This window comes from Microbacterium sp. LMI12-1-1.1 (assembly GCF_040676455.1).
In the GTDB taxonomy this organism is placed as follows: domain Bacteria; phylum Actinomycetota; class Actinomycetes; order Actinomycetales; family Microbacteriaceae; genus Microbacterium.
In genome coordinates this window covers 1641195-1659738 of the sequence record NZ_JBEGIA010000001.1, presented here as the reverse complement: position 1 = coordinate 1659738, position 18544 = coordinate 1641195, and the positions used below count along the sequence as shown (strand labels likewise).

Annotated in this window: 15 protein-coding genes; 12 read left to right on the top strand and 3 right to left on the bottom strand. The window is 70.5% G+C overall.

All coding sequences use genetic code 11. The features are described 5' to 3' along the window. Positions 1-93 precede the first annotated feature (93 nt). Genes MRBLMI12_RS07720 through MRBLMI12_RS07710 form a run of 3 tightly spaced genes read left to right on the top strand, consistent with a single transcriptional unit; the run spans position 94 to position 3305 of the window. Positions 94-1095 (top strand): cyclase family protein, encoded by a 1002-nt coding sequence (locus tag MRBLMI12_RS07720; RefSeq protein WP_363355354.1) that lies wholly within the window; start codon positions 94-96, stop codon positions 1093-1095. Positions 1096-1131: 36 nt separating this feature from the next. Continuing rightward, entirely contained in the window at positions 1132-2268 is a 1137-nt protein-coding gene (locus MRBLMI12_RS07715; protein WP_363355352.1) for an FAD-dependent oxidoreductase, read from the top strand. Further along, a complete protein-coding gene (locus MRBLMI12_RS07710) occupies positions 2265-3305 on the top strand; it encodes an amidohydrolase family protein (RefSeq protein WP_363355350.1) in 1041 nt (346 codons plus the stop codon). Before MRBLMI12_RS07715 ends, MRBLMI12_RS07710 begins: the two co-directional genes overlap by 4 nt. 58 nt (positions 3306-3363) lie before the next feature. On the opposite strand, the gene MRBLMI12_RS07705 is transcribed toward MRBLMI12_RS07710, so the two are convergent. Beyond that, complete coding sequence (locus tag MRBLMI12_RS07705; protein WP_363355348.1) at positions 3364-4311, bottom strand: LysR family transcriptional regulator; 948 nt, start codon at positions 4309-4311, stop codon at positions 3364-3366. Positions 4312-4448: 137 nt separating this feature from the next. Here MRBLMI12_RS07705 and MRBLMI12_RS07700 point away from each other — a divergent pair, with 137 nt between their 5' ends. From MRBLMI12_RS07700 to MRBLMI12_RS07680, 5 genes are all read left to right on the top strand, one after another. Further along, a complete protein-coding gene (locus MRBLMI12_RS07700; RefSeq protein WP_363355346.1) occupies positions 4449-5684 on the top strand; it encodes an MFS transporter in 1236 nt (411 codons plus the stop codon). After that, on the top strand, positions 5681-6577 hold the full coding sequence (locus tag MRBLMI12_RS07695) for an MBL fold metallo-hydrolase (RefSeq protein ID WP_363355344.1): 897 nt from the start codon (positions 5681-5683) through the stop codon (positions 6575-6577). The genes MRBLMI12_RS07700 and MRBLMI12_RS07695 overlap by 4 nt, the downstream gene beginning before the upstream one ends. 30 nt (positions 6578-6607) lie before the next feature. Beyond that, a complete protein-coding gene (locus MRBLMI12_RS07690; protein WP_363355342.1) occupies positions 6608-7588 on the top strand; it encodes a fumarylacetoacetate hydrolase family protein in 981 nt (326 codons plus the stop codon). Next, entirely contained in the window at positions 7585-8403 is an 819-nt protein-coding gene (locus tag MRBLMI12_RS07685) for an SDR family NAD(P)-dependent oxidoreductase (protein WP_363355340.1), read from the top strand. The genes MRBLMI12_RS07690 and MRBLMI12_RS07685 overlap by 4 nt, the downstream gene beginning before the upstream one ends. Positions 8404-8506: 103 nt before the next feature. Continuing rightward, positions 8507-9994 carry an MFS transporter gene (locus MRBLMI12_RS07680; protein WP_363355338.1) on the top strand — a complete coding sequence of 496 codons (1488 nt, stop codon included), beginning with the start codon at positions 8507-8509 and terminating at the stop codon, positions 9992-9994. A gap of 132 nt (positions 9995-10126) precedes the next feature. Here MRBLMI12_RS07680 and MRBLMI12_RS07675 read toward each other — a convergent pair whose 3' ends face one another. Together MRBLMI12_RS07675 and MRBLMI12_RS07670 are read right to left on the bottom strand one after the other, a co-directional pair. Beyond that, the gene (locus MRBLMI12_RS07675; protein WP_363355336.1) at positions 10127-11362 is read right to left on the bottom strand and encodes an MFS transporter; all 1236 of its coding nucleotides are present in this window, start codon (positions 11360-11362) and stop codon (positions 10127-10129) included. Positions 11363-11518: 156 nt separating this feature from the next. After that, positions 11519-12763 (bottom strand): glycoside hydrolase family 1 protein, encoded by a 1245-nt coding sequence (locus MRBLMI12_RS07670; protein WP_363355334.1) that lies wholly within the window; start codon positions 12761-12763, stop codon positions 11519-11521. Between the two features lie 236 nt (positions 12764-12999). Between MRBLMI12_RS07670 and MRBLMI12_RS07665 the strand changes: the two genes are divergently transcribed. The 4 genes from MRBLMI12_RS07665 to MRBLMI12_RS07650 are packed head-to-tail and all read left to right on the top strand — an operon-like array spanning position 13000 to position 18520. Beyond that, a complete protein-coding gene (locus MRBLMI12_RS07665) occupies positions 13000-14562 on the top strand; it encodes an ABC transporter substrate-binding protein (RefSeq protein WP_363355332.1) in 1563 nt (520 codons plus the stop codon). A gap of 57 nt (positions 14563-14619) precedes the next feature. Next, positions 14620-15561: an ABC transporter permease gene (locus MRBLMI12_RS07660; protein WP_363355330.1), complete on the top strand. Its 942-nt coding sequence runs from the start codon at positions 14620-14622 to the stop codon at positions 15559-15561. Beyond that, positions 15558-17666: a dipeptide/oligopeptide/nickel ABC transporter permease/ATP-binding protein gene (locus tag MRBLMI12_RS07655; protein ID WP_363355328.1), complete on the top strand. Its 2109-nt coding sequence runs from the start codon at positions 15558-15560 to the stop codon at positions 17664-17666. Before MRBLMI12_RS07660 ends, MRBLMI12_RS07655 begins: the two co-directional genes overlap by 4 nt. Then, entirely contained in the window at positions 17663-18520 is an 858-nt protein-coding gene (locus tag MRBLMI12_RS07650; protein ID WP_363355326.1) for an ATP-binding cassette domain-containing protein, read from the top strand. The genes MRBLMI12_RS07655 and MRBLMI12_RS07650 overlap by 4 nt, the downstream gene beginning before the upstream one ends. The last annotated feature ends 24 nt before the right edge of the window (positions 18521-18544 follow it).

Sequence of the window (18544 nt, the reverse complement as noted above, 5' to 3'; positions counted from 1 at the left end):
GACCGAGACGAAACGCCTCGGACCGGCGAGCGAGGTCGGCTCGCGACGTTTCGTCTCGCTTCGCTCGCTCAACGACCGGGAATCGAGCGAGGCATGAGTGCCGCACCCTCCGAGAACCCGGCCGACCTCGACCGCAGGAACCCCGAGGGTGAGATCGCCGCGCGCGCGGCGGCCTACCGCAACTGGGGTCGCTGGGGCGACGACGACGTGCTCGGCACGCTCAACTTCATCGACCCCGCCCAGCGCGTCGATGCCGCGGCGCTCGTGCGCGACGGTGTGGTCATCTCGCTCGCGCAAGCGTTCGACACGAACGGTCCCCAGAAGGGCTGGCGTCGACGCACCAACCCGGTGCACACCATGACCGACACGGGCGTCGACGCCGAGCGGGGCAACCAGGGCTTTCCGCACGGCATCGGCGGCGCCGACGACGTGATCGCGATGCCACTGCAGTGCTCGACGCAGTGGGACGGTCTCGGGCACATCTTCGACCACGGCAACGCCTGGAACGGCCGCCGTGCCGGCGACGTCGTCACGAGCGAGGGCGACCTCGTCACGGGCATCGAGCACGCGGCATCCGTCATCGTCTCCCGTGGTGTGCTGCTCGACGTCGGCCGGCACATCGACCCGGAATCGGGTGAGCTCGACGACGGCTACGCCGTCACCGTCGCCGACATCGAGGCGACGATCGCGGCGCAGGGCGCCTCGAGCGCCGTCGGACGCGGCGACATCGTCCTGGTGCGCACCGGCCAGTACAGCCGCGCGCGCCGCGAGGGCTGGGGCGACTACGCAGGGGGCCCGGCGCCGGGGCTCTCGCTGACGACGGCGGGATGGCTGCACCGCACCGAGATCGCCGCCATCGCGACCGACACGTGGGGCTTCGAGGTTCGGCCCAACGAGTTCGACGCGCCGGCGTTCCAGCCGCTGCACCAGATCGTCATCCCGAACATGGGGCTCACGATCGGCGAGATGTGGAACCTCGAAGAGCTCGGCGCCGCGTGCGCCGCGCGAGGCCGCTGGGACTTCCTGCTCTCGGCCGCACCCCTGCCGATCACTGGAGCGGTCGGCTCGCCGATCAACCCCGTGGCCATCCTCTGACCCGAACATCATCCTGAAGAACAGAGAGGTTCTGACATGACCGCCGTACACAAGGTCGCCGTCATCGGCGCCGGAGTCACCGGCCTCGCCGCCGCGATCCAGCTCGCGAAGGCGGGCGTCGAGGTCGACGTCTTCGAGGCGAAGCCGGAGCTCAGCGCGCTGGGCTCCGGCATCTCGCTGCAGGGCAACGCCCTGCGGGTCTTCGACGCGCTGGGCGCGTGGGACGACATCCGCGCTGCCGGCTACCCCTTCGAAGGCCTCAACCTGCGTGCGCCCGGTCCGGCCGCGCCGATCGTCGCCGAGCTTCCGGACGTCAAGACGGGCGGGCCGGATTATCCGGCGGCGATGGGGATGCCGCGGCCCGCTCTCGCGCAGATCCTGCTGGCCCATGCCGAGAAGGCCGGCGCTCGGGTGCGCTTCGGCGTGAAGCTCACCGCATTGGAGGACGCGGCCGGCGACCGCGTGAACGTGATCGTCGATGGTGAGAGCGCGGGGGAGTACGACCTCGTGATCGGCGCGGATGGGCTGCACTCGACCGTGCGCGAGCTCATCGGCATCGAAGAGAAGCCGCAGTCGACGGGCATGGGCATCTGGCGCACGTTCGTCTCGCGCCCCGCCGACGTCGTGCGCAGCGAGCTGTACTACGGCGGCCCGGTCTACATCGCTGGCTACACGCCGACCGGCGACGACACGATGTACGCCTTCCTCGTCGAGAAGGCGCAGGATCGCTTCGCTGTCTCGGACGACGACGCCACGCGCATCATGCTCGAGGAGTCGCGCGCGTACGGCGGACCCTGGAACGCCATCCGCGCCGACCTCGAGAAGGGAGCGCACGCGAACTACACCTGGTTCACCCAGCACATCGTGACCGAGCCGTGGAACCGCGGGCGGGTCGTCATCATCGGGGATGCCGCGCACTCGTGCCCGCCGACGATCGCCCAGGGCGCGGCGCAGGGCCTCGAAGACGCCTTCGTGCTGACCGAGCTGCTCACCTCGCGCGACGCCGTGGACCAGGGGCTGTGGGACGAGTTCCACGCACGACGGCTGCCGCGCGCGACCGCGGTGGTGGAGGCATCCGTCCAGCTGGGCCAGTGGCAGATCGACGGCAACCGCGACGCGGACGCCGGCGGGCTGATCTTCGGCATCGCACAGAAGATGGCGCAGCCCGCATGAGCGCCGGCGAAGCCGGGGCGATCACCGGCACCGCGGTCACCGATGTCCACGCCCACCTGCTCCTGCCCGCGCTGCATGCCGAGGTGGAGCGGCGGGCGCCGGAGGGCGTGGCCGAGGCCGCCGACCTCGAGCGTCGCCGCAACGGCGTCGAGAGCCTGCAGGCCTCCGGGGCGATGGTCGGCGCGCGCATCCCGCAGCTCACCGACGTGAACGCTCGGCTGGCTGCGATGGACGCGCAGGGCGTCGAGCGGCAGTGGGTCAGCGTGTCCCCCAACCACTTCTACCCGTGGGCGCCCGAGGGTCTTGCGGTGTGGGTCGCCATGGAGACCAACCGCCTCATCGCCGAGCACGTCGCGCAGGCGCCCGACCGGCTCACCGGGCTCGGCGTCGTGCCGCTGCAGCATCCGTCGCGGATCGTCGAGTACCTCGACGACGCCGTGCTCGGCAGGGGACTCGCCGGCGTGGAGATCTCGTCCTTCGCCGGCGACGTCGAACTGTCGGACGAACGACTCGAGCCGTTCTGGGCGCGCGCGGCCGAACTCGGCTGCATCGTGTTCCTGCACCCGTTCGGCTGCAGCCTCGACGAACGGCTCGACCGGTTCTACCTGTCGAACACCGTCGGCCAGCCCACCGAGAACGCGGTCGCGCTGTCGCACCTGATCTTCGCGGGCGTCCTCGACCGCCACCCCGGCCTCAAGATCGTCGCCGCTCACGGCGGCGGCTACCTGCCGTTCGCGATCGGCCGGTCCGACCGCGCGTGGCGCGTGCGGCCAGAGGCCCACGGCTGCGTGCACGAGCCGTCGAGCTACCTGAAGAAGCTCTGGTTCGACACCGTTGTGCACGACCCGGTCGCGCTCAGGCACCTGGTCGAAGCGGCCGGCGCGGGGCGCGTGCTGCTGGGCAGCGACTTCCCGTTCGACATGGGCCTGGACGACCCGGTCTCGTTCGTGCGCGGCGCCGGCCTGCCCGCCGAGCTCACCCAGCGCATCCTCGGCGGCAACGCCGCCGCGCTCCTCGCGACCAAGGTGCCGGCATGAGGATCGCCCGGTGCGCGGGCGGTTCCCGCGCAGGGGACGGGGGCGCCTGATCCGATCGTCACGGTGTCAGGCGCAGGCGCTTCGGCAGCGGTCCGCTGGGCTCGCGCGACAGCGAGGGGACGGTGCGCATCAGCGCCTCGCGCAGCCAGACGATGGCGGCGTCATCCTCGTCGCGGGGGTGCCAGTAGACGCACTCCGTCATCGGGATCGTGATTCCCTCGGGCAGCTCGAAGATCGCCAGGTGAAGGGTGCGCGACGCTTTCGCGGCCAGCATCCGGGGCACGAGCGCCACCATCTCGGTGCCCGACACGAGCAGCGGGAGAGATGCGAGACCGAACAGCCGCGCGCCGACGACATGATCGATGCCGGCCCTGCGCAGGACGTCCTGCATGTTGTCGTGGTCGGGGTCGTTCAGGTAGGCGATCGCGTGCGGCAGTTCCGACAGGCGGGCGATACTGGGCTCCGGAGCGGACAGTGCGGCGTTCCCGGGATCGGCGATGAGCACGAAGTCATCGGTGAACAGCTCTTGGCTGTGTCCCGGGATGTTGAAGCCGACCGGTCCGACGATCACGTCCAGCCGACTGTACGGACTGAGCGTTCCGTCGCGCTCCGGCTGCGGCACGAAGTCGACGGACGCGCGGGGGGCCTCCTCCGAGAGCGTCCGCAGCAGGGGCCCCGCGAGGATCGCCGTCATGTAGTCCGTCGCACCGATGACGAAGCGCCGCTCTGTCTGGGCGGGATCGAAGGACTCCTTCCGGTCGATCACCGGCTCCAGTTCGCGCACGGCGCGACTCACGGCTGGAAGAAGATCCCGTGCGAACGGCGTGAGCTGCATCGTGCGACCGGCGCGCACCAGCAGGTCGTCGTCGTAGTGCCGGCGCAGCCGGGCCAGCGCGGCCGAGGTGGCGGGTTGGCTCAGATGCAGCCGCTCGGCGGCGCGCGTGACGTTGCGCTCCTCGAGCAGCGCCAGGAGCGGACGCAGCAGGTTCAGATCAAACGTCGCCACTGCCGCCTTCCTATCCATGGCGTGGATACCACGCATGCCCGATTGCAGATTGCATGAATACTACGCCGTTGAAAGCATGGAGCGTCGCGCGCGGACGCGCGGCATCCGACTTCACCGTTGAAGGAAGCAGTACCCCAATGGCCGAGACCATCACGTCACCCAGCCCATCCCAGGCCGAGGCATCCGGCGAGTTCCGCCGCGGATGGCCGACGCTCGTGTTCAGCACGTTCGGCGCGGCGGTGGGCCTCAGTTCGCTGGGCTACATCCTGGGCACGATGGTCGTGCCGCTGCAGGCGGAGTTCGGCTGGGGGCGCGGCGAGATCAACCTCGCGTCACTGATGAGCTCGCTCGGCCTCGCGGCAGCCCTCCCCTTCGTCGGCAGATTCCTCGACCGGTTCGGCGTCAAGCGCGTCGCGGTCATCTCGATCCCGCTCTTCGTGCTCATGCTCGTCATGATCGGCCTGTTCACCACGAACCTGGCGACCTTCCTCGCGTTCTACGCGCTCGCCGGCATCCTGGGCGCCGGAACCTCGGCCGTGACGTACTCCAAGGCCGTCGTCGAGAAGTTCGACCGTCGCCGCGGCATCGCCCTGGGCATCGTCGCCGGCGGGCTCGGCGCGGCCGGTCTGTTCCTGCCGCCGCTCATGGGCATCGTGATCGCCGACAACGGCTGGCGCGCGGCCTACCTCACGATGGCGCTGCTCGGTGCGCTGCCGTTCGTCCTCGTGTTCTTCGCCCGCCTCAGCGCCCCGGCAACCGTCGCGGCGGTGGACCGCTCCACACTGCCGGGACTCACGGTCGCGACCGCCCTGCGCAACCGGGCGTTCTGGAGCCTGTGCGTCGTCTTCTTCCTCCTCGGCTGGGCGCTGCTGACGATGGTGCCCCACTTCGTTCCGCTGCTGATCGACTCCGGAGTCGATCCGGTGCGGGCCGCGTTCCTGTCGTCGCTGGTCGGAGTGGGGACCGTCATCGCCCGGCCGCTGATCGGCTGGCTCTTCGACCGGTTCTACGCCACCTATGTCGCCGTCCCCCTCTTCCTCGCTGCCGCGCTGGGGTGCCTGCTCCTGCTGTGGGCCGGCCCGAGCTTCGCCCCGCTGACCGCGCTCCTCATCGGCATCGGATTCGGCGCCGAGATCGACCTCATGGGGTACCTCAGCTCGCGCTACTTCGGCCCGCGCGCCTTCGGCACCCTCTACAGCATCGTCTACAGCGTGTTCATGATCGGCAGCGCCTTCGGCCCGGTCACCGCCGGCTTCGCGTTCGATGCCACCGGGAGCTACAGCATTCCGCTCATCACCGCGGCATCCATGATGGTGATCGCCACGGTCATCCTCCTGACGCTGCCGCGCTTCTCGAAGGAGAGCGCCGCGTGACCGATGCGCCGCGCATGCAGCGGCTCGCCGACGGGGTCTGGGCGTACGTCCAGCCCGACGGCGGGTGGATGATCAACAACACGGGGCTCGTCGACGATGCCGGCGGTGCCACCAGCATCGATGTCGCCTCGACGGAGGCGAGGACGCGCGCGTACCTCGCCGCGGCCGCAAAGGTCGCGTCCTCGCCGATCCGGCGGGTGGTGCTCACCCACTCACATCCGGATCACTGCAACGGCGCATCGCTGCTGCCGGATGCCGAGATCATCGCGCACCGCCGCGTGGCCGACGATCTGCGGGTACCGCACCGGCTCGCACCGCACATCTTCGCGCCGTTCGTCCAAGGCGCCGCGACACCGCGGCTGCCGACGATCGTGTTCGACGATCACCTGACGATCGCGCCCGAGGGGCGACGGATCGACGCGCGGCATCCGGGGACGCCGGCGCACACGACGGGCGACGCCTACGTCTGGCTTCCTGCGGAGCGCGTGCTCTTCACGGGCGACCTCGTTTTCCACGGCGGCACCCCGTTCGCGCTGTCGGGCTCGCCCGCCGGCTGGCTGCGCGCCCTCGAGCAGATGGCGTCGCTCCAGCCCGAGATCGTCGTTCCCGGGCACGGCCCGGTCGGCGGACCCGAGCTGTTCGCTCCGGTGGCGGAATACCTGCGGTTCCTCATCGACGCCGCCGCCGACGCCCGCTCCCGCGGCCTCTCGCCGCTCGAGGCGGCGCGCACGCTGGACCTCGGCCGGTTCTCCGGGCTCGCCGAGCGGGAGCGGATCGTCGGGAACCTGCATCGCGCGATGGCCGAGGTGGAGGGCGGGCAGCCCGACATCCCCTCCGCGTGGCAGGACATGTACGAGTACAACGGCGCCCAGCCGTTGGAGTGCCGCGCCTGACAGGCTGACGGCAGGAGAGAAGGGGTCCGCATGAGGATCGCACGCTGGAGTCACAAGATCACCGTCGGCGAGGGCTTCGTCGTTGACGACCGCGTCGTCGCGTTCCCGGACGGGCTGACCGTCGCCGACATCCTCGCCGGGGGAGTGGATGCCGCTCGCGCGGCGTTCGCGCGGGTGCACGACGACGCCGGCACGCCGCTCTCCGATGTGCGGCTGCTCGCACCCCTTGTGCCGGCATCCGTCCGCGACTTCGTCGCCTTCGAGGAGCACGTCGAGGGCGTGAGCGCGGGCGTGGAAGGCAAGAGCCACGTCGCCGACGAGTGGTACGAGGCTCCCACGTTCTACTTCACGAACCCGCACACGATCCTCGGTCCGGGTGACGTGCTGCGCCCTCCCGTCACCGAGCGGCTCGACTTCGAGCTCGAGGTCGCGGTGATCATCGGCGGGACGCGCGACGTCGGCGAGTCCAACCTGACGTCGGAGGACGCGGCATCCGTCGTCTTCGGGTACACGATCATGAACGACTGGTCGGCCCGCGACCTGCAGGGCCGCGAGATGAAGGTGCGCCTCGGCCCCGCGAAGGGCAAGGACTTCGGCACCGCGCTCGGCCCGTGGATCGTCACGGCCGACGAGCTCGAGCCCTTCCTCGACGCCGACGGCTTCCTCGCGATCCGCGCCGAGGTCTACGTCAACGGCGAGCTCATCGGCGAAGACCTGGTGTCCAATGCCGGCTGGCCGTTCCCCGAGTTCGTCGCGTACGCGTCGCGCAATTCGCGCGTCGTGCCGGGCGATGTGCTGGGCAGCGGCACGGTGGGCAACGGCGGATGCCTCGGCGAGCTGTGGGGACGCAACGGCGGCCTCGTGCCGCCGCCGCTGCGAGAGGGCGACGAAGTGCGCATGGTGGTCGAGGGCATCGGCGAGCTCGTCGGCACCGTCGGCCCTGCGGTGCCGGCGCCCGATGTGCCACCGGCGCGCCCGCGGCCGCGGCTGCGGCGGCGCGAGGAACGATGACGCACCTGCCGGGTCTCGAGGGGCGCACGGTCGTCGTGACCGGCGCGGCCGGCGGCCAGGGCGCGGCGGCCGCACTGCTGCTCGCGTCGTCGGGTGCGCGTGTCGTCGCGACGGATCTGGCGGACATCATGCCGGCGTACGAGGGCACCGGCGTTGCGTATCGTCGGCTGGACGTGACCGACGAGGCGGCCTGGATCGAGCTCGCGGCCGAGCTGCGCGTTTCGCTCGGCGGATCGTCTTTGCGCGGTCTCGTCAACAACGCCGGCATCACCCACCGTGCCCGCCTCGCCGAGACCGAGCGCGCCGACTGGGATCGCGTGCTCGCCGTGAACACGACAGGGCCGATGCTCGGCATCCGTCATCTCGCGCCGCTGATGGGCGCCGGTTCATCGATCGTCAACGTCGGGTCGGCCGCCGGGCTCACCGCCCACTACACGGCCGCCTATACGACGTCGAAGTGGGCCCTGCGCGGGCTCACCCACGTCGCCTCGAACGAGTACGGGCCGCGCGGCATCCGGGTGAATATCGTGCACCCCGGCTTCATCGAGACCGAGATGACGGCCGCAGCGCCTCCGGCGATGCGTGCCGCGCAGCTCGAGCTCACACCGCTGGAGCGGTTCGGCGAGGCGGGCGAGGTCGCCCAGGTGGTCGCGTTCCTGCTGTCGGATGCCGCGGCTTACGTGTCGGGCGCCGAGATCCCCGTCGACGGTGCTTTCACCGCGGCCGGTGCCGCCAAGTACATGAGCGATCGCATTCGAGCAGGCGTCGCGGCGTCGGCGGCATCTTTAGTTGAAAAAGAGCAGAAGTCGGACTAGAATCGACGTGACGTTGGGGTTCTGCCGAACTCGATCCCGTCCGTGAGGTTGCGGCCGGGGCACATCCGGTCGCGTCGACGGCCCGATCGGTCGGGCGCCCCGTATGCCACTCTCTCCCACCAGAACGCGACTGCTCGTCGCCTCCCTTCTCGTCGTCGGCTTTCTCGGCGCGCTCGATCACACGATCGTCTCGACCTCGCTCGCGACGATCGCGGGTGAGCTCGGCGCCCTCGAGCACATGAGCTGGGTGGTCGTGGGCTACACGCTCGCGAGCACCGTGCTGCTCCCCGTGTTCGGCAAGCTCGGCGATGTTCTCGGCCCACGTGCCGTCTTCCACACGTCGCTCGTCGCGTTCCTGATCCCTTCGCTGCTGTGCGGCTTCGCCACCGACATGGCGTGGCTCATCGTCGCGCGCGTGATCCAGGGCGCGAGCTCGGCCGGCTTGCAGCTCATGTCGCAGACGATCGTCGCCAAGGTGAGCACCCCCCGCGAGCGACCGAAGTACATGGCCGTGATCGGCGCGGCGTTCCCGATCGCGATCCTGGTGGGCCCGCTGGTCGGGGGACTGATCACGGACTACTGGGGCTGGCCGTGGGTGTTCTGGATCAACCTTCCGGTGGGCGTCGCCGCGCTCGTGCTCGCCCTCATCGCCGTGCCGCACATCGAGGGCGGCGCTCGCGGCCGGTTCGACGTGGCGGGGGCCACGACCTTCACCGTCGCGCTCGTCGCGCTCGTGCTGGCAGTGACCTGGTTCGCCGATCCGGCCGCGCGCGCCGGCGCCCTCGGGGCGCTGGCCGTCTCTCTGCTGGCGCTGATGACCTTCTTCTTCGTCGAGCGGCGGGCCGCGGAGCCGATCGTGCCGCTGCGGCTGTTCGCCGACCGCACGATCGCGGCGGGAACGGCGCTCTCGGCGATCATCGGCATCGGGCTGTTCTCGATCACGGCATACCTGCCGACCTACGTCCAGATGGCATACCGCACCAGCGCGACCGTGTCGGGGCTCGTCCCCATCGCGACCGTCTTCGGCATGCTGGTCAGCAACCTGCTGAGCGGATTCCTCGCGAGCCGTACCGGCCGCTACCGCGTGTACCCGATCCTCGGCACCACGCTCGGCGCCCTCGGCCTGCTGGTCATGGCGCTCCTTCCGGTGGGCATGCCGCTGTGGGTGCCGATGGTCGTGATGGCCGTCGTCGGCCTCGGCACCGGCGCGTTCATGAGCCTCATCGTCGCCGTCGTGCAGAGCGCGGCACCGCCGAAGGACATCGGGGCGGTCACGGCGAGCGTCAACATCGTCCGTCAGGTCGGCTCCACCGTGACGACCGCGATCATCGGCGCGGTCATCGGCTTCGGCGTGGCCGCACTGCTGCCCTCCGCCATGGATGCCGCGACGCTGACCTCTGCGCTGGTGCAGGCCGCGTCGCCCGCGGTTCAAGCCGGTGTCGCGGGCATCTACCGAGACGTGTTCGCGCCCGTCTTCCTCGCGCTCGCCGCCGTGTACGCGCTCGGCATCGTGGCTGCAGTGCTGCTGCCGCACGGGCGGCTGTCCGACGAGGCCTCGGCCACGGTCGAGCCGCGGCCCGCCACCGCCTGAGCACGGGACCCGCGGGTGCGGCAGTCGCTTGCCGGCAGGGACTCAGCCACGTGGCCGCGACGGTCGAAGGGGACTCGCCGCGACCTGGTGATTCCGGAGAGCGGATGCCGCGGCATCCGCTCTCCGGATCGATCAGGCGGCCGTCACCGGGGCGGGCTGCTGCCGGGGCAGGACGAATGCGAGGATCGCGGCGACGATCGCGGCCGCGATGCCGACGATGCCCACGGCGACCGGCAGCGGCGCGCCGGTGCCGGCAGTGAGCGCGCCCATCAGGAGCGGCGTGACGAACTGCCCGAAGAAGAAGGCGGCGGTCCACCAGCCGGTCGCGCGGCCGCGCTCCTCGAACCGGGTCCGCGAGACCACCCACGTGACGAGCGAGGGGAGCAGGATGCCCGAGCCGTAGCCCGCGACGATCGCGCCGACCAGCACCCCGGCGAAGCCGTCGAAGAGCCACACGATGACCATGCCCACGGCCTGGAGCCCGAACGCCAGCGGGAGCTGCAGCCGCGTGCCCGCCTTCGCGATGCGCGGGAACGTGAAGGCGCCGGCCGCCGTGGCGAGCGACGCGATCGCCGCGACCAGGCCGATCGTGGCCGTGTCGTCGGCGGCCACGCCGGTGCCCACGACGAGGTAGCTGACCTCGATGATCATGACGTAGAAGGTGAAGCCGCCGAAGAGGGTGACCACGAGCGGCAGGCCGAGGATGCGCCACGGCACGCGGGCCTTCTCGCCGGTCGGCACGTGGAGGTCGGTGGAGTCGCCGCGGCCGGGCTCCCACAGCGAGAACACCATGGCGACGGCGATCGGGATCGCGATGGCGTAGATCCAGAACGGCGCATGCCAGCCCGCCGAGCCGACCGCGCCCCCGACGGCGATGAACACCGTCGCGCCGAGGGTCGTCGCGACGGTCTGCAGGCTGAGGTACCTGTTGCGGCGGTGCTCCTCGTGGAAGTAGTCCACGATGAGCGTCGTGCAGACGGTCATGATGGCCGCTTCGAACAGGCCGACGAACGCACGACTGATCAGGATGCCGGTCAGGTTGTCGAGCCACGCCGGCACGGTGCCGGCCACGGCGTAGGCGAACATCGCCACGACCAGCAGGGTCTTGCGACCGGTGCGGTCGATGATCTGCCCGGCGAACGGCGCGAACAGCGCGATCATCAGCGCCGGGATCGCGACGATCATCGGCACCAGCACATCGGCACCCGGCTGGTCGCCGAAGTGCTCCGAGAGCTGGGGCAGGACCGGTGTGATGAGGACCGACCCCATCACGGGCATGCAGCTGCCGGCCAGCAGGAGGGTTGCCTGCCAGGCTCCGGCGCGTCGAGGGGTCGTCGTCTGGGCGACCTCGAGGTTGGGCTTCGTCATTGAAATCTCCTTTGACTCCACCCTCATTGAAGGGGTTCCGAGGAGATCGGCGAAGACCGATTCGGTGATCGCGCGCATCGATGGCGTTGATGCCCTCCCGCGGCCCGCAGCAGCCTGCTGCCCGGTGCGGTCGCGTCGCGCAGGAGCGACGCGAGCTCAGCCCGCCGAGCGGAACCGATCCACGAGCCGGCGGTACACCTCCGCGCTGGGCTTGGCGGTGCGTTCGAAGCTCTCGCGGTCGACGCTGTGGAGTCCGAGCTGCGGGCCGTAGCCGAAGATCCACTCGAAGTTGTCCATCAGCGTCCAGTGGCAGTAGCCGATCACGGACACGCCGCCGGCGATCGCCTGTGCCAGACCAGCCAGCGACGGCTCGATGAACGCGGCACGGATGCTGTCATCCGGCGTGCCCACGCCGTGCTCGCTGACGAGGACCGGAACGCGCGCGACGGAGTAGGCGTACTCGACGGCACCACGCAGCGAATCGGGTTCGACAGTGGTGCCCATGCCGTTGAGGCTCGCGCCGGGCTCGGGCGGGAGCTGTCCCTCGGGGCCGTACGCGATGCGCTCGTAGTTCTGCACGCCGACGAAGTCGTCGCCCTGGGCGAGTTCGAGCCAGTGCTCGTACACCTCGGCACGCTTGCGGTCGCGCGTCGCCTCGCCGCCCGGACCGGCGACGTCGTCGACCAGCGCGAGCGAGAGGCCGACGCGCAGGTCGGGGCGACGCGCCTTGATCGCGGCCTTGCCTGCCCGGTGGCCGGCGGTCATGCCGGCGCGCATGCCGGCGAAGTCCTCGCGCAGCATGACGTTGCCGGCGCGGTAGGTCTCGACGCCGGCTTCCCGCCCGGCTGCCTCGAGCGTCTGACGCTCCAGTTCGGCGACGAACTCGGGCAGGTGCGCCCACGTCAGCATCTCGGGCAGGTCCGGCTCGTTGAAGGTGACGGCGAGGGCGATCCGGTCGCCGAAGCGGTCCATGACGACACCGCAGTACCGGGCGAACAGCTCCGGCGCCTCGGGGTCGAGCCACGCGCCGCGCGCCGCGAACCAGTGCGGCGACGTGAAGTGGTTGAACGTCACGATCGGCGCGAGCCCGCGGGCGAGGCATCCGTCGATCACGGCCTCGTAGTGCGCGAGCGCCTCGTCCGAGAACTCGCCCTCCTGAGGCTCGATGCGCGCCCACTCGACGGAGAAGCGGTAGGCGTTCAGACCGAGTCCGGCGACGAGGTCGAGGTCGGACTCCCACAGCTCCCACCCGTTCGTCGCTTTGCCGGAGCGTTCCTGGAAGACGGTGGGCGTCACGTTCTCGAGGAACCAGGTGTCGCTGTGGACGTTGTCGCCCTCGTTCTGGTGTCCGGCGGTGGCGACGCCCCACAGGAAGTCGGAGGGGAAGACGGGCGATGTCATGGGCGAGTCCTTTCTCGGCATCCACAGCCTGCCACAGTTGTTCATTCAATAAAAGCATGTTTCACTGTGCGGATCCGGAGATGACCGCTCACATTAGGCGTTCGCTAACGGGAAGCAGGTGAATCCGAATGGCCAAACGGGTCGTCCGGGGTCAGCCTTGGTCCAAGGATCGCGCCACCCGACGGCGATCCGCGACACCGAAGTCCGCAGCAGCACACCGATCACAGGAGATCAGGATGTCCCGTCACACCACCCGCGGCGCCGCCGTCATTGCGGCCGTCGCCGCCACCGCCCTCACCCTCACCGCCTGCAGCGGAGCCGCCGAATCCAGCGACGGCGGAGATGCGGCCGACACGTCGAAGCTCACCATCGCCCTCGACTCCGATCAGGCCGCGCTCGGCTACGACCCCGTGCGCTACGGCAGCGGGCAGCGGTTCTTCTACGAGGGCATATACGACTCGCTGTTCGTCCTCGACGAGGACGGTCAGGTCGTGCCCGACCTCGTCACGTCGTTCGAGTACAACGACGACCAGACGCAGCTGACCCTCGATCTCGACACCACGGCCACCTTCGACGACGGCACCGCCCTGAGCGCCGACCTCGTCAAGGAGAACCTCGACGCCCGCGGCAATCCCGATCTCTCGGCCTACAGCGGGTTCGCCGCCGGCGGTGAGAGCGAGATCTCGGACGTCACGGTCGTCGACGACGACACCGTCACGCTCACCTTCGCCGCAGCCCAGCCCGGATTCGAGGCGAACCTCGTGCTGCCCGCGGGTGCCATCGTCGGCCCCACGGGGGCCGCGGACCGTTCCAGCCTCGACACGACGCCGGACGGCTCCGGCCCGCTCACCGTCGACGAGGACGCGACTGTCAAGGGCAACTCGTACCTGCTCGTGAAGAAGGACGACCACGACGCCGCAGCGGACTACCCGTTCGACACCTATGAGTTCCGTCCGATCCTCGACCCCCAGGCGCGTGTGAACGCGGCGATCTCGGGCGAGGTCGATCTGGCGTTCATCACGTCCGACACGCAGGCGCAGGTCGAGTCGGCCGGCATCGGGCTCGTCGCGAACGGCGGCACCGTCCAGAACATCGTCGCGTTCGACAAGGCCGGGGCCCTCGGCCCGCAGTGGGCGGACCCGCGCGTCTACCAGGCGCTCTCGATGGCGATCGACCGCGAGGCGTACGTCAACGCCGTGCACCCCGGTGAGCTGCCGACGGCGAACGCCCTGCCGGCCGACAACGCCGGGTACCTGCCCGAACTCGACGAGGAGTACGCGTACGACCCCGACGCCGCGAAGGACCTGCTCGCCGAGGCCGGCTACCCCGACGGGTTCGACTTCACCTTCACGATCTCGTCCGCCAGCCAGCGCGACCTCGAGGCGCTGCAGCCGTACTGGGAGGCGATCGGCGTGAACATGACGCTGAAGAACGCGGCCTCGACCGAGGAGATCTTCGCGGTCGTGCAGACCGAGCCGCTCGGCGGTCCGCTGCCGCTGACCTGGACCAACCCCCTGGGCAACGTGTTCGGCGTGCTGTTCGGCTTCGCGAACTTCCACGGTGCGGAGAACCCCGAGATCCAGGCGGCCGCCGGTGCCTACGGTGCGGCGACGGGCGACGAAGAGGCCCAGGCCGCTGCGCTGAAGGACCTCAACCGCGCGATCGTCGACTCGGGTTGGCTCATCCCGCTGTTCGAGCAGCTCGCACCGTGGGCCTACAACACGGCGAAGGTGGCAGAGCCCACCTTCCCGGGCGCCGAGGCGTTCCCGATCCTGGCCACGATCCAGCCCGCATCCTGATCCGATGACGGTGCCGGCGGGCTCATCCCGCCGGCACCGCCGTCAGGAGGAGTTCCGATGCTCATCTTCGTTCTGAAGCGCGTCGCCTGGGCCCTGCTCACGCTGCTGATCGCGTCGTGGATCGCGTTCGTGCTCGTCCATCTCTCGGGCTCGACGCCCGGCGGTGTGGCGCTCGGTCAGTCCGCGACGCCCGAGCAGGTGGTCGCCTACAACGAGTCCATCGGCTGGTACGAGCCGTGGATCCAGCAGTACCTCGTCTGGGTCGGGCAGGTGCTGCAGGGCAACCTCGGCACGTCCCTGATCGACGGGCGCCCGATCGGCCCCGACATCGCGAAGCGGCTGCCGGTCACGGCGGCGCTCGCCGCCGGGGGCACGATCCTCAGCGCCGTGCTCGGCATCGTGCTCGGGGTGATCGCCGCCGTCCGCCGCGGCGCCGTCGACCGGTTCATCACGGTGCTCACCGGCGTCATGCTGTCGCTGCCCGCTTTCTGGGTCGGCATTCTGCTGGTGTACGTCTTCGCCGTGCAGCTGCGACTGCTGCCGGCCACGGGCTTCGTCCCGTTCGAGGTCAGCCCAGAGAAGTGGTTCAAATCGCTGGTGCTCCCCGTGCTCACGATCGCGATCACCTCAGCGGGGTTCATCGCGCGGCAGACGCGCGCATCCATGGCGGAGGCGCTGGCCCAGGAGCACATCCGCACGCTCCGCGCGGTCGGCACCCCGAGCGCGCGCATCATCTACGTCCACGCGCTGCGCAGCGCGAGCCTGCCGATCCTCGCGACGATCGCGGTCCAGTTCATCGTGCTGTTCGGCGGCTCGGTGATGATCGAGCTGCTGTTCGCGCTGCCCGGCATCGGCCAGGCCATGCAGTCTGCCGTCGGCTCGGCTGACCTGCCGTTCGTCCAGGCTCTCGTGCTCGTCGCGACGCTCGTCGTCGTCATCGTCAACGTGGTCCTCGAGACCCTCAACCGCACCCTCGACCCGAAACTGCGCACATCATGACGGTCTCGACCACCTCCATCCTCACCATCCGCCGTTCCGAGCGGCGGCGCGGCAACCGGCTGTTCCGGTCGCCGACCGCCGTCCTCGCCCTCGTCTGGCTCATCGGGCTGGTCGTCGCATCGCTGACCTCGCCGTTGTGGCTGCGGTACGGACCGCTCGAGCAGGACCTCTCGGCCGTGCTGCAGGGCCCGTCCGCCGCGCACCTCCTCGGCACCGACGAGCTCGGCCGCGATCTGCTGTCGCGCATCGTGACGGCGGCCGCCTCGACGCTCGCGATCGGATGCATCCCGCCGATCGTCGCGGTGCTCATCACCGTTCCGGTCACGCTGTGGGCCGTGCGCAGCCCGCGCGCCGAGGCGACGATGAATCGCGTCAGCGAGATCGTGATGTCGCTGCCGGGGACGGTGATCATCCTCGCGTTCATCGCGGCGGTCGGCACCAACATGCCGCTCGTGATGACGCTTCTCGGCGTGCTCCTCTTCGGCGCCCTCTACCGGATCTTCTTCGGCCAGGCCAAGGCGCTGCAGAAGCAGCTGTTCGTCGAGGCCGCCGCGGTCGACGGCGTGCGGCCGACGGCGGCGAGCTTCCGCCATGTCCTGCCGAACATGTCCACGACGGTGATCGTGCAGTTCGTCCTCTTCTTCGGCGTCGGCATCATGATGCAGGCCGGCCTCGCGTTCATCGGCCTCGGCCCGCAGCCACCCGAGCCCACCTGGGGCGGCATGATCCAGACCGCCGCCCGGTTCATCTTCCAACAGCCTTGGATGATGGTGCCCACCGGCGCCGTGCTGGCGCTCACGATCATCGCGGCGAACTCGCTCGCCGACGTGCTGTCGGGCGGGGCGGCCACGCCGCCGCCGCTGGTCGCCCTCCGGCGGCGCAAGAAGAAGACCGCGTCGGACGACCAGTACCTCGTGGCGCTGTCGCCCGCGGGTGCCGGAGCATCCCTCCCGGCCGAGGCGACGGCGCTGTTCCCCGTCGAGACGTCCGCCGATCTGCCCGAGGTCGTCGCCGCGCTGCCGGCCGACAACATCGGCACCAGCGCGCCGGATCTGACCGACCGCACGCCCGCCCGGGCCGCCGCCGACGGCGAGCTCATCATCAAGGACCTCGTGCTCGGCGTCGAGGCTGGCCCGGCGCTCGTGACGGGTGTCTCGCTGCGCGTGCAGCCCGGCCGCGTCATGGGCCTCGTCGGCGAGTCGGGATGCGGCAAGAGCGTGACGTCCTACGCGATCCTCGGTCTGCTCTCGCCCGGCCTCGCGGTCCGCTCCGGCCGCATCCAGTGGGGTGCGACCGACCTCGCCCAGGCCGACGAGCGCACTCTCGCCAAGGTGCGCGGCCACGACATCGCCTTCATCTCGCAGGAGCCCGGTCGCGCGCTCGATCCCATGTTCACGGTCGGGTGGCAGCTCGGCGCCGCGGTCAAGCGACTGCGGGGAGTCTCATCGCGCGAGGCGAGGCGGATCGCCGCTGGCCTCCTCGAAGACGTCGGGATCGTCGACGTGCCGCGGGTGCTCCAGGGCTATCCGCATCAGATCTCGGGGGGCATGGCGCAGCGCGTCGCGATCGCCCTCGCCCTGGCCGGCTCGCCGCGGCTGCTCGTCGCCGACGAGCCCACGACGGCGCTCGACGTCACCATCCAGGCCGAGATCCTCGCCCTGCTGCGAGGACTCGTCGCCGCGCGGGGCATGTCGATCATCCTGGTCACCCACGACCTCGGCGTCGTCGCCGACCTCTGCGACGACGTCTCGGTCATGTACGCCGGCCAGATCGTCGAGACGGGCACCGTCCGTGACGTGCTCGTGCGGCCCGAGCACCCGTACACGATGGCGCTCCTGGCCGCGGATCCGCACGCGATCGTCGAGTTCGAGGGCACGACGAGGCTGGCATCGATCCCGGGCCAGGTTCCGCTGCCCGGTTCGTGGACGACCGGATGCCGGTTCGCCCAGCGCTGCCGCTTCGCCCGCGACGAGTGCATGACGGCGATCCCGCTGCTGCCGCGTGCCGAGGGCGAGGGTGGCGTGCGCTGCGTCCGGCGCGACGAGGTCCTGGGCCGCCAGGAGGAATGGCGACAGCCCGTCGCCGTCGGAGGAGGAGACCTGTGAGCACCGTGCAGGATCGAGTGGACGCCGTCGGCGCCCCGCTTCTCGAGGTGCGCAACCTCGTCGTCCGCTACGGCAGGAAGGGCCCGGCCGCCGTGGACGACGTGTCGTTCACGATCGCACGCGGCGAGACCCTCGGCCTCGTCGGCGAGTCGGGGTCCGGCAAGACCACCATCGGCCGCGCCATCCTCGGCCTCCAGCCGGTCACGAGCGGCCGGATCCTGTTCGAGGGTCGCGACATCACGAGCCTCGGCGCCTCGCAGCGCCGTGCCCTCCAGGGCGACCTGCGGGCCGTGTTCCAGGATCCGTTCTCGTCGCTCGACCCACGGCGTCCGATCGGCGACGCCATCATCGAGCCGTTGCGCGTGGCGGGTGTGCCGCGCGCGGAACGGGACCAGCGCGTGCAGCAGGTGCTCGACGCCGTCGGCCTCGCGCCGGGATCGGAAGCGCGGTACCCCCGCCAGTTCTCCGGCGGGCAGCGTCAGCGCATCGCGATCGCGCGGGCGCTCGTCACCGACCCGCGGCTCGTGGTGTGCGACGAGGCCGTCAGCGCGCTCGACCTGTCCACGCAGGCGCAGGTGCTGAACCTCCTCGCCGACCTGAGGGCAGGCAAGGACCTCGGCTATCTCTTCATCGCGCACGACATGGCCGTCGTCGAATTCCTCGCCCAGCGGGTGGTGGTGCTCAACCGCGGCCGCGTCGTGGAGGAGGGGCCGACGCTGGAGGTGATGCGCAACCCGCGCGAGCACTACACGCGCGTGCTCATGGCGGCGTCCCCGGTTCCCGATCCTGACGAGCAGGCGCGCCGCCGGGAGGCGTGGCGGGAGCTCAAGGCCTCCGCCGCCACGGCCGCCTGAGGGGAGGTGACCGGACTGGGCGCC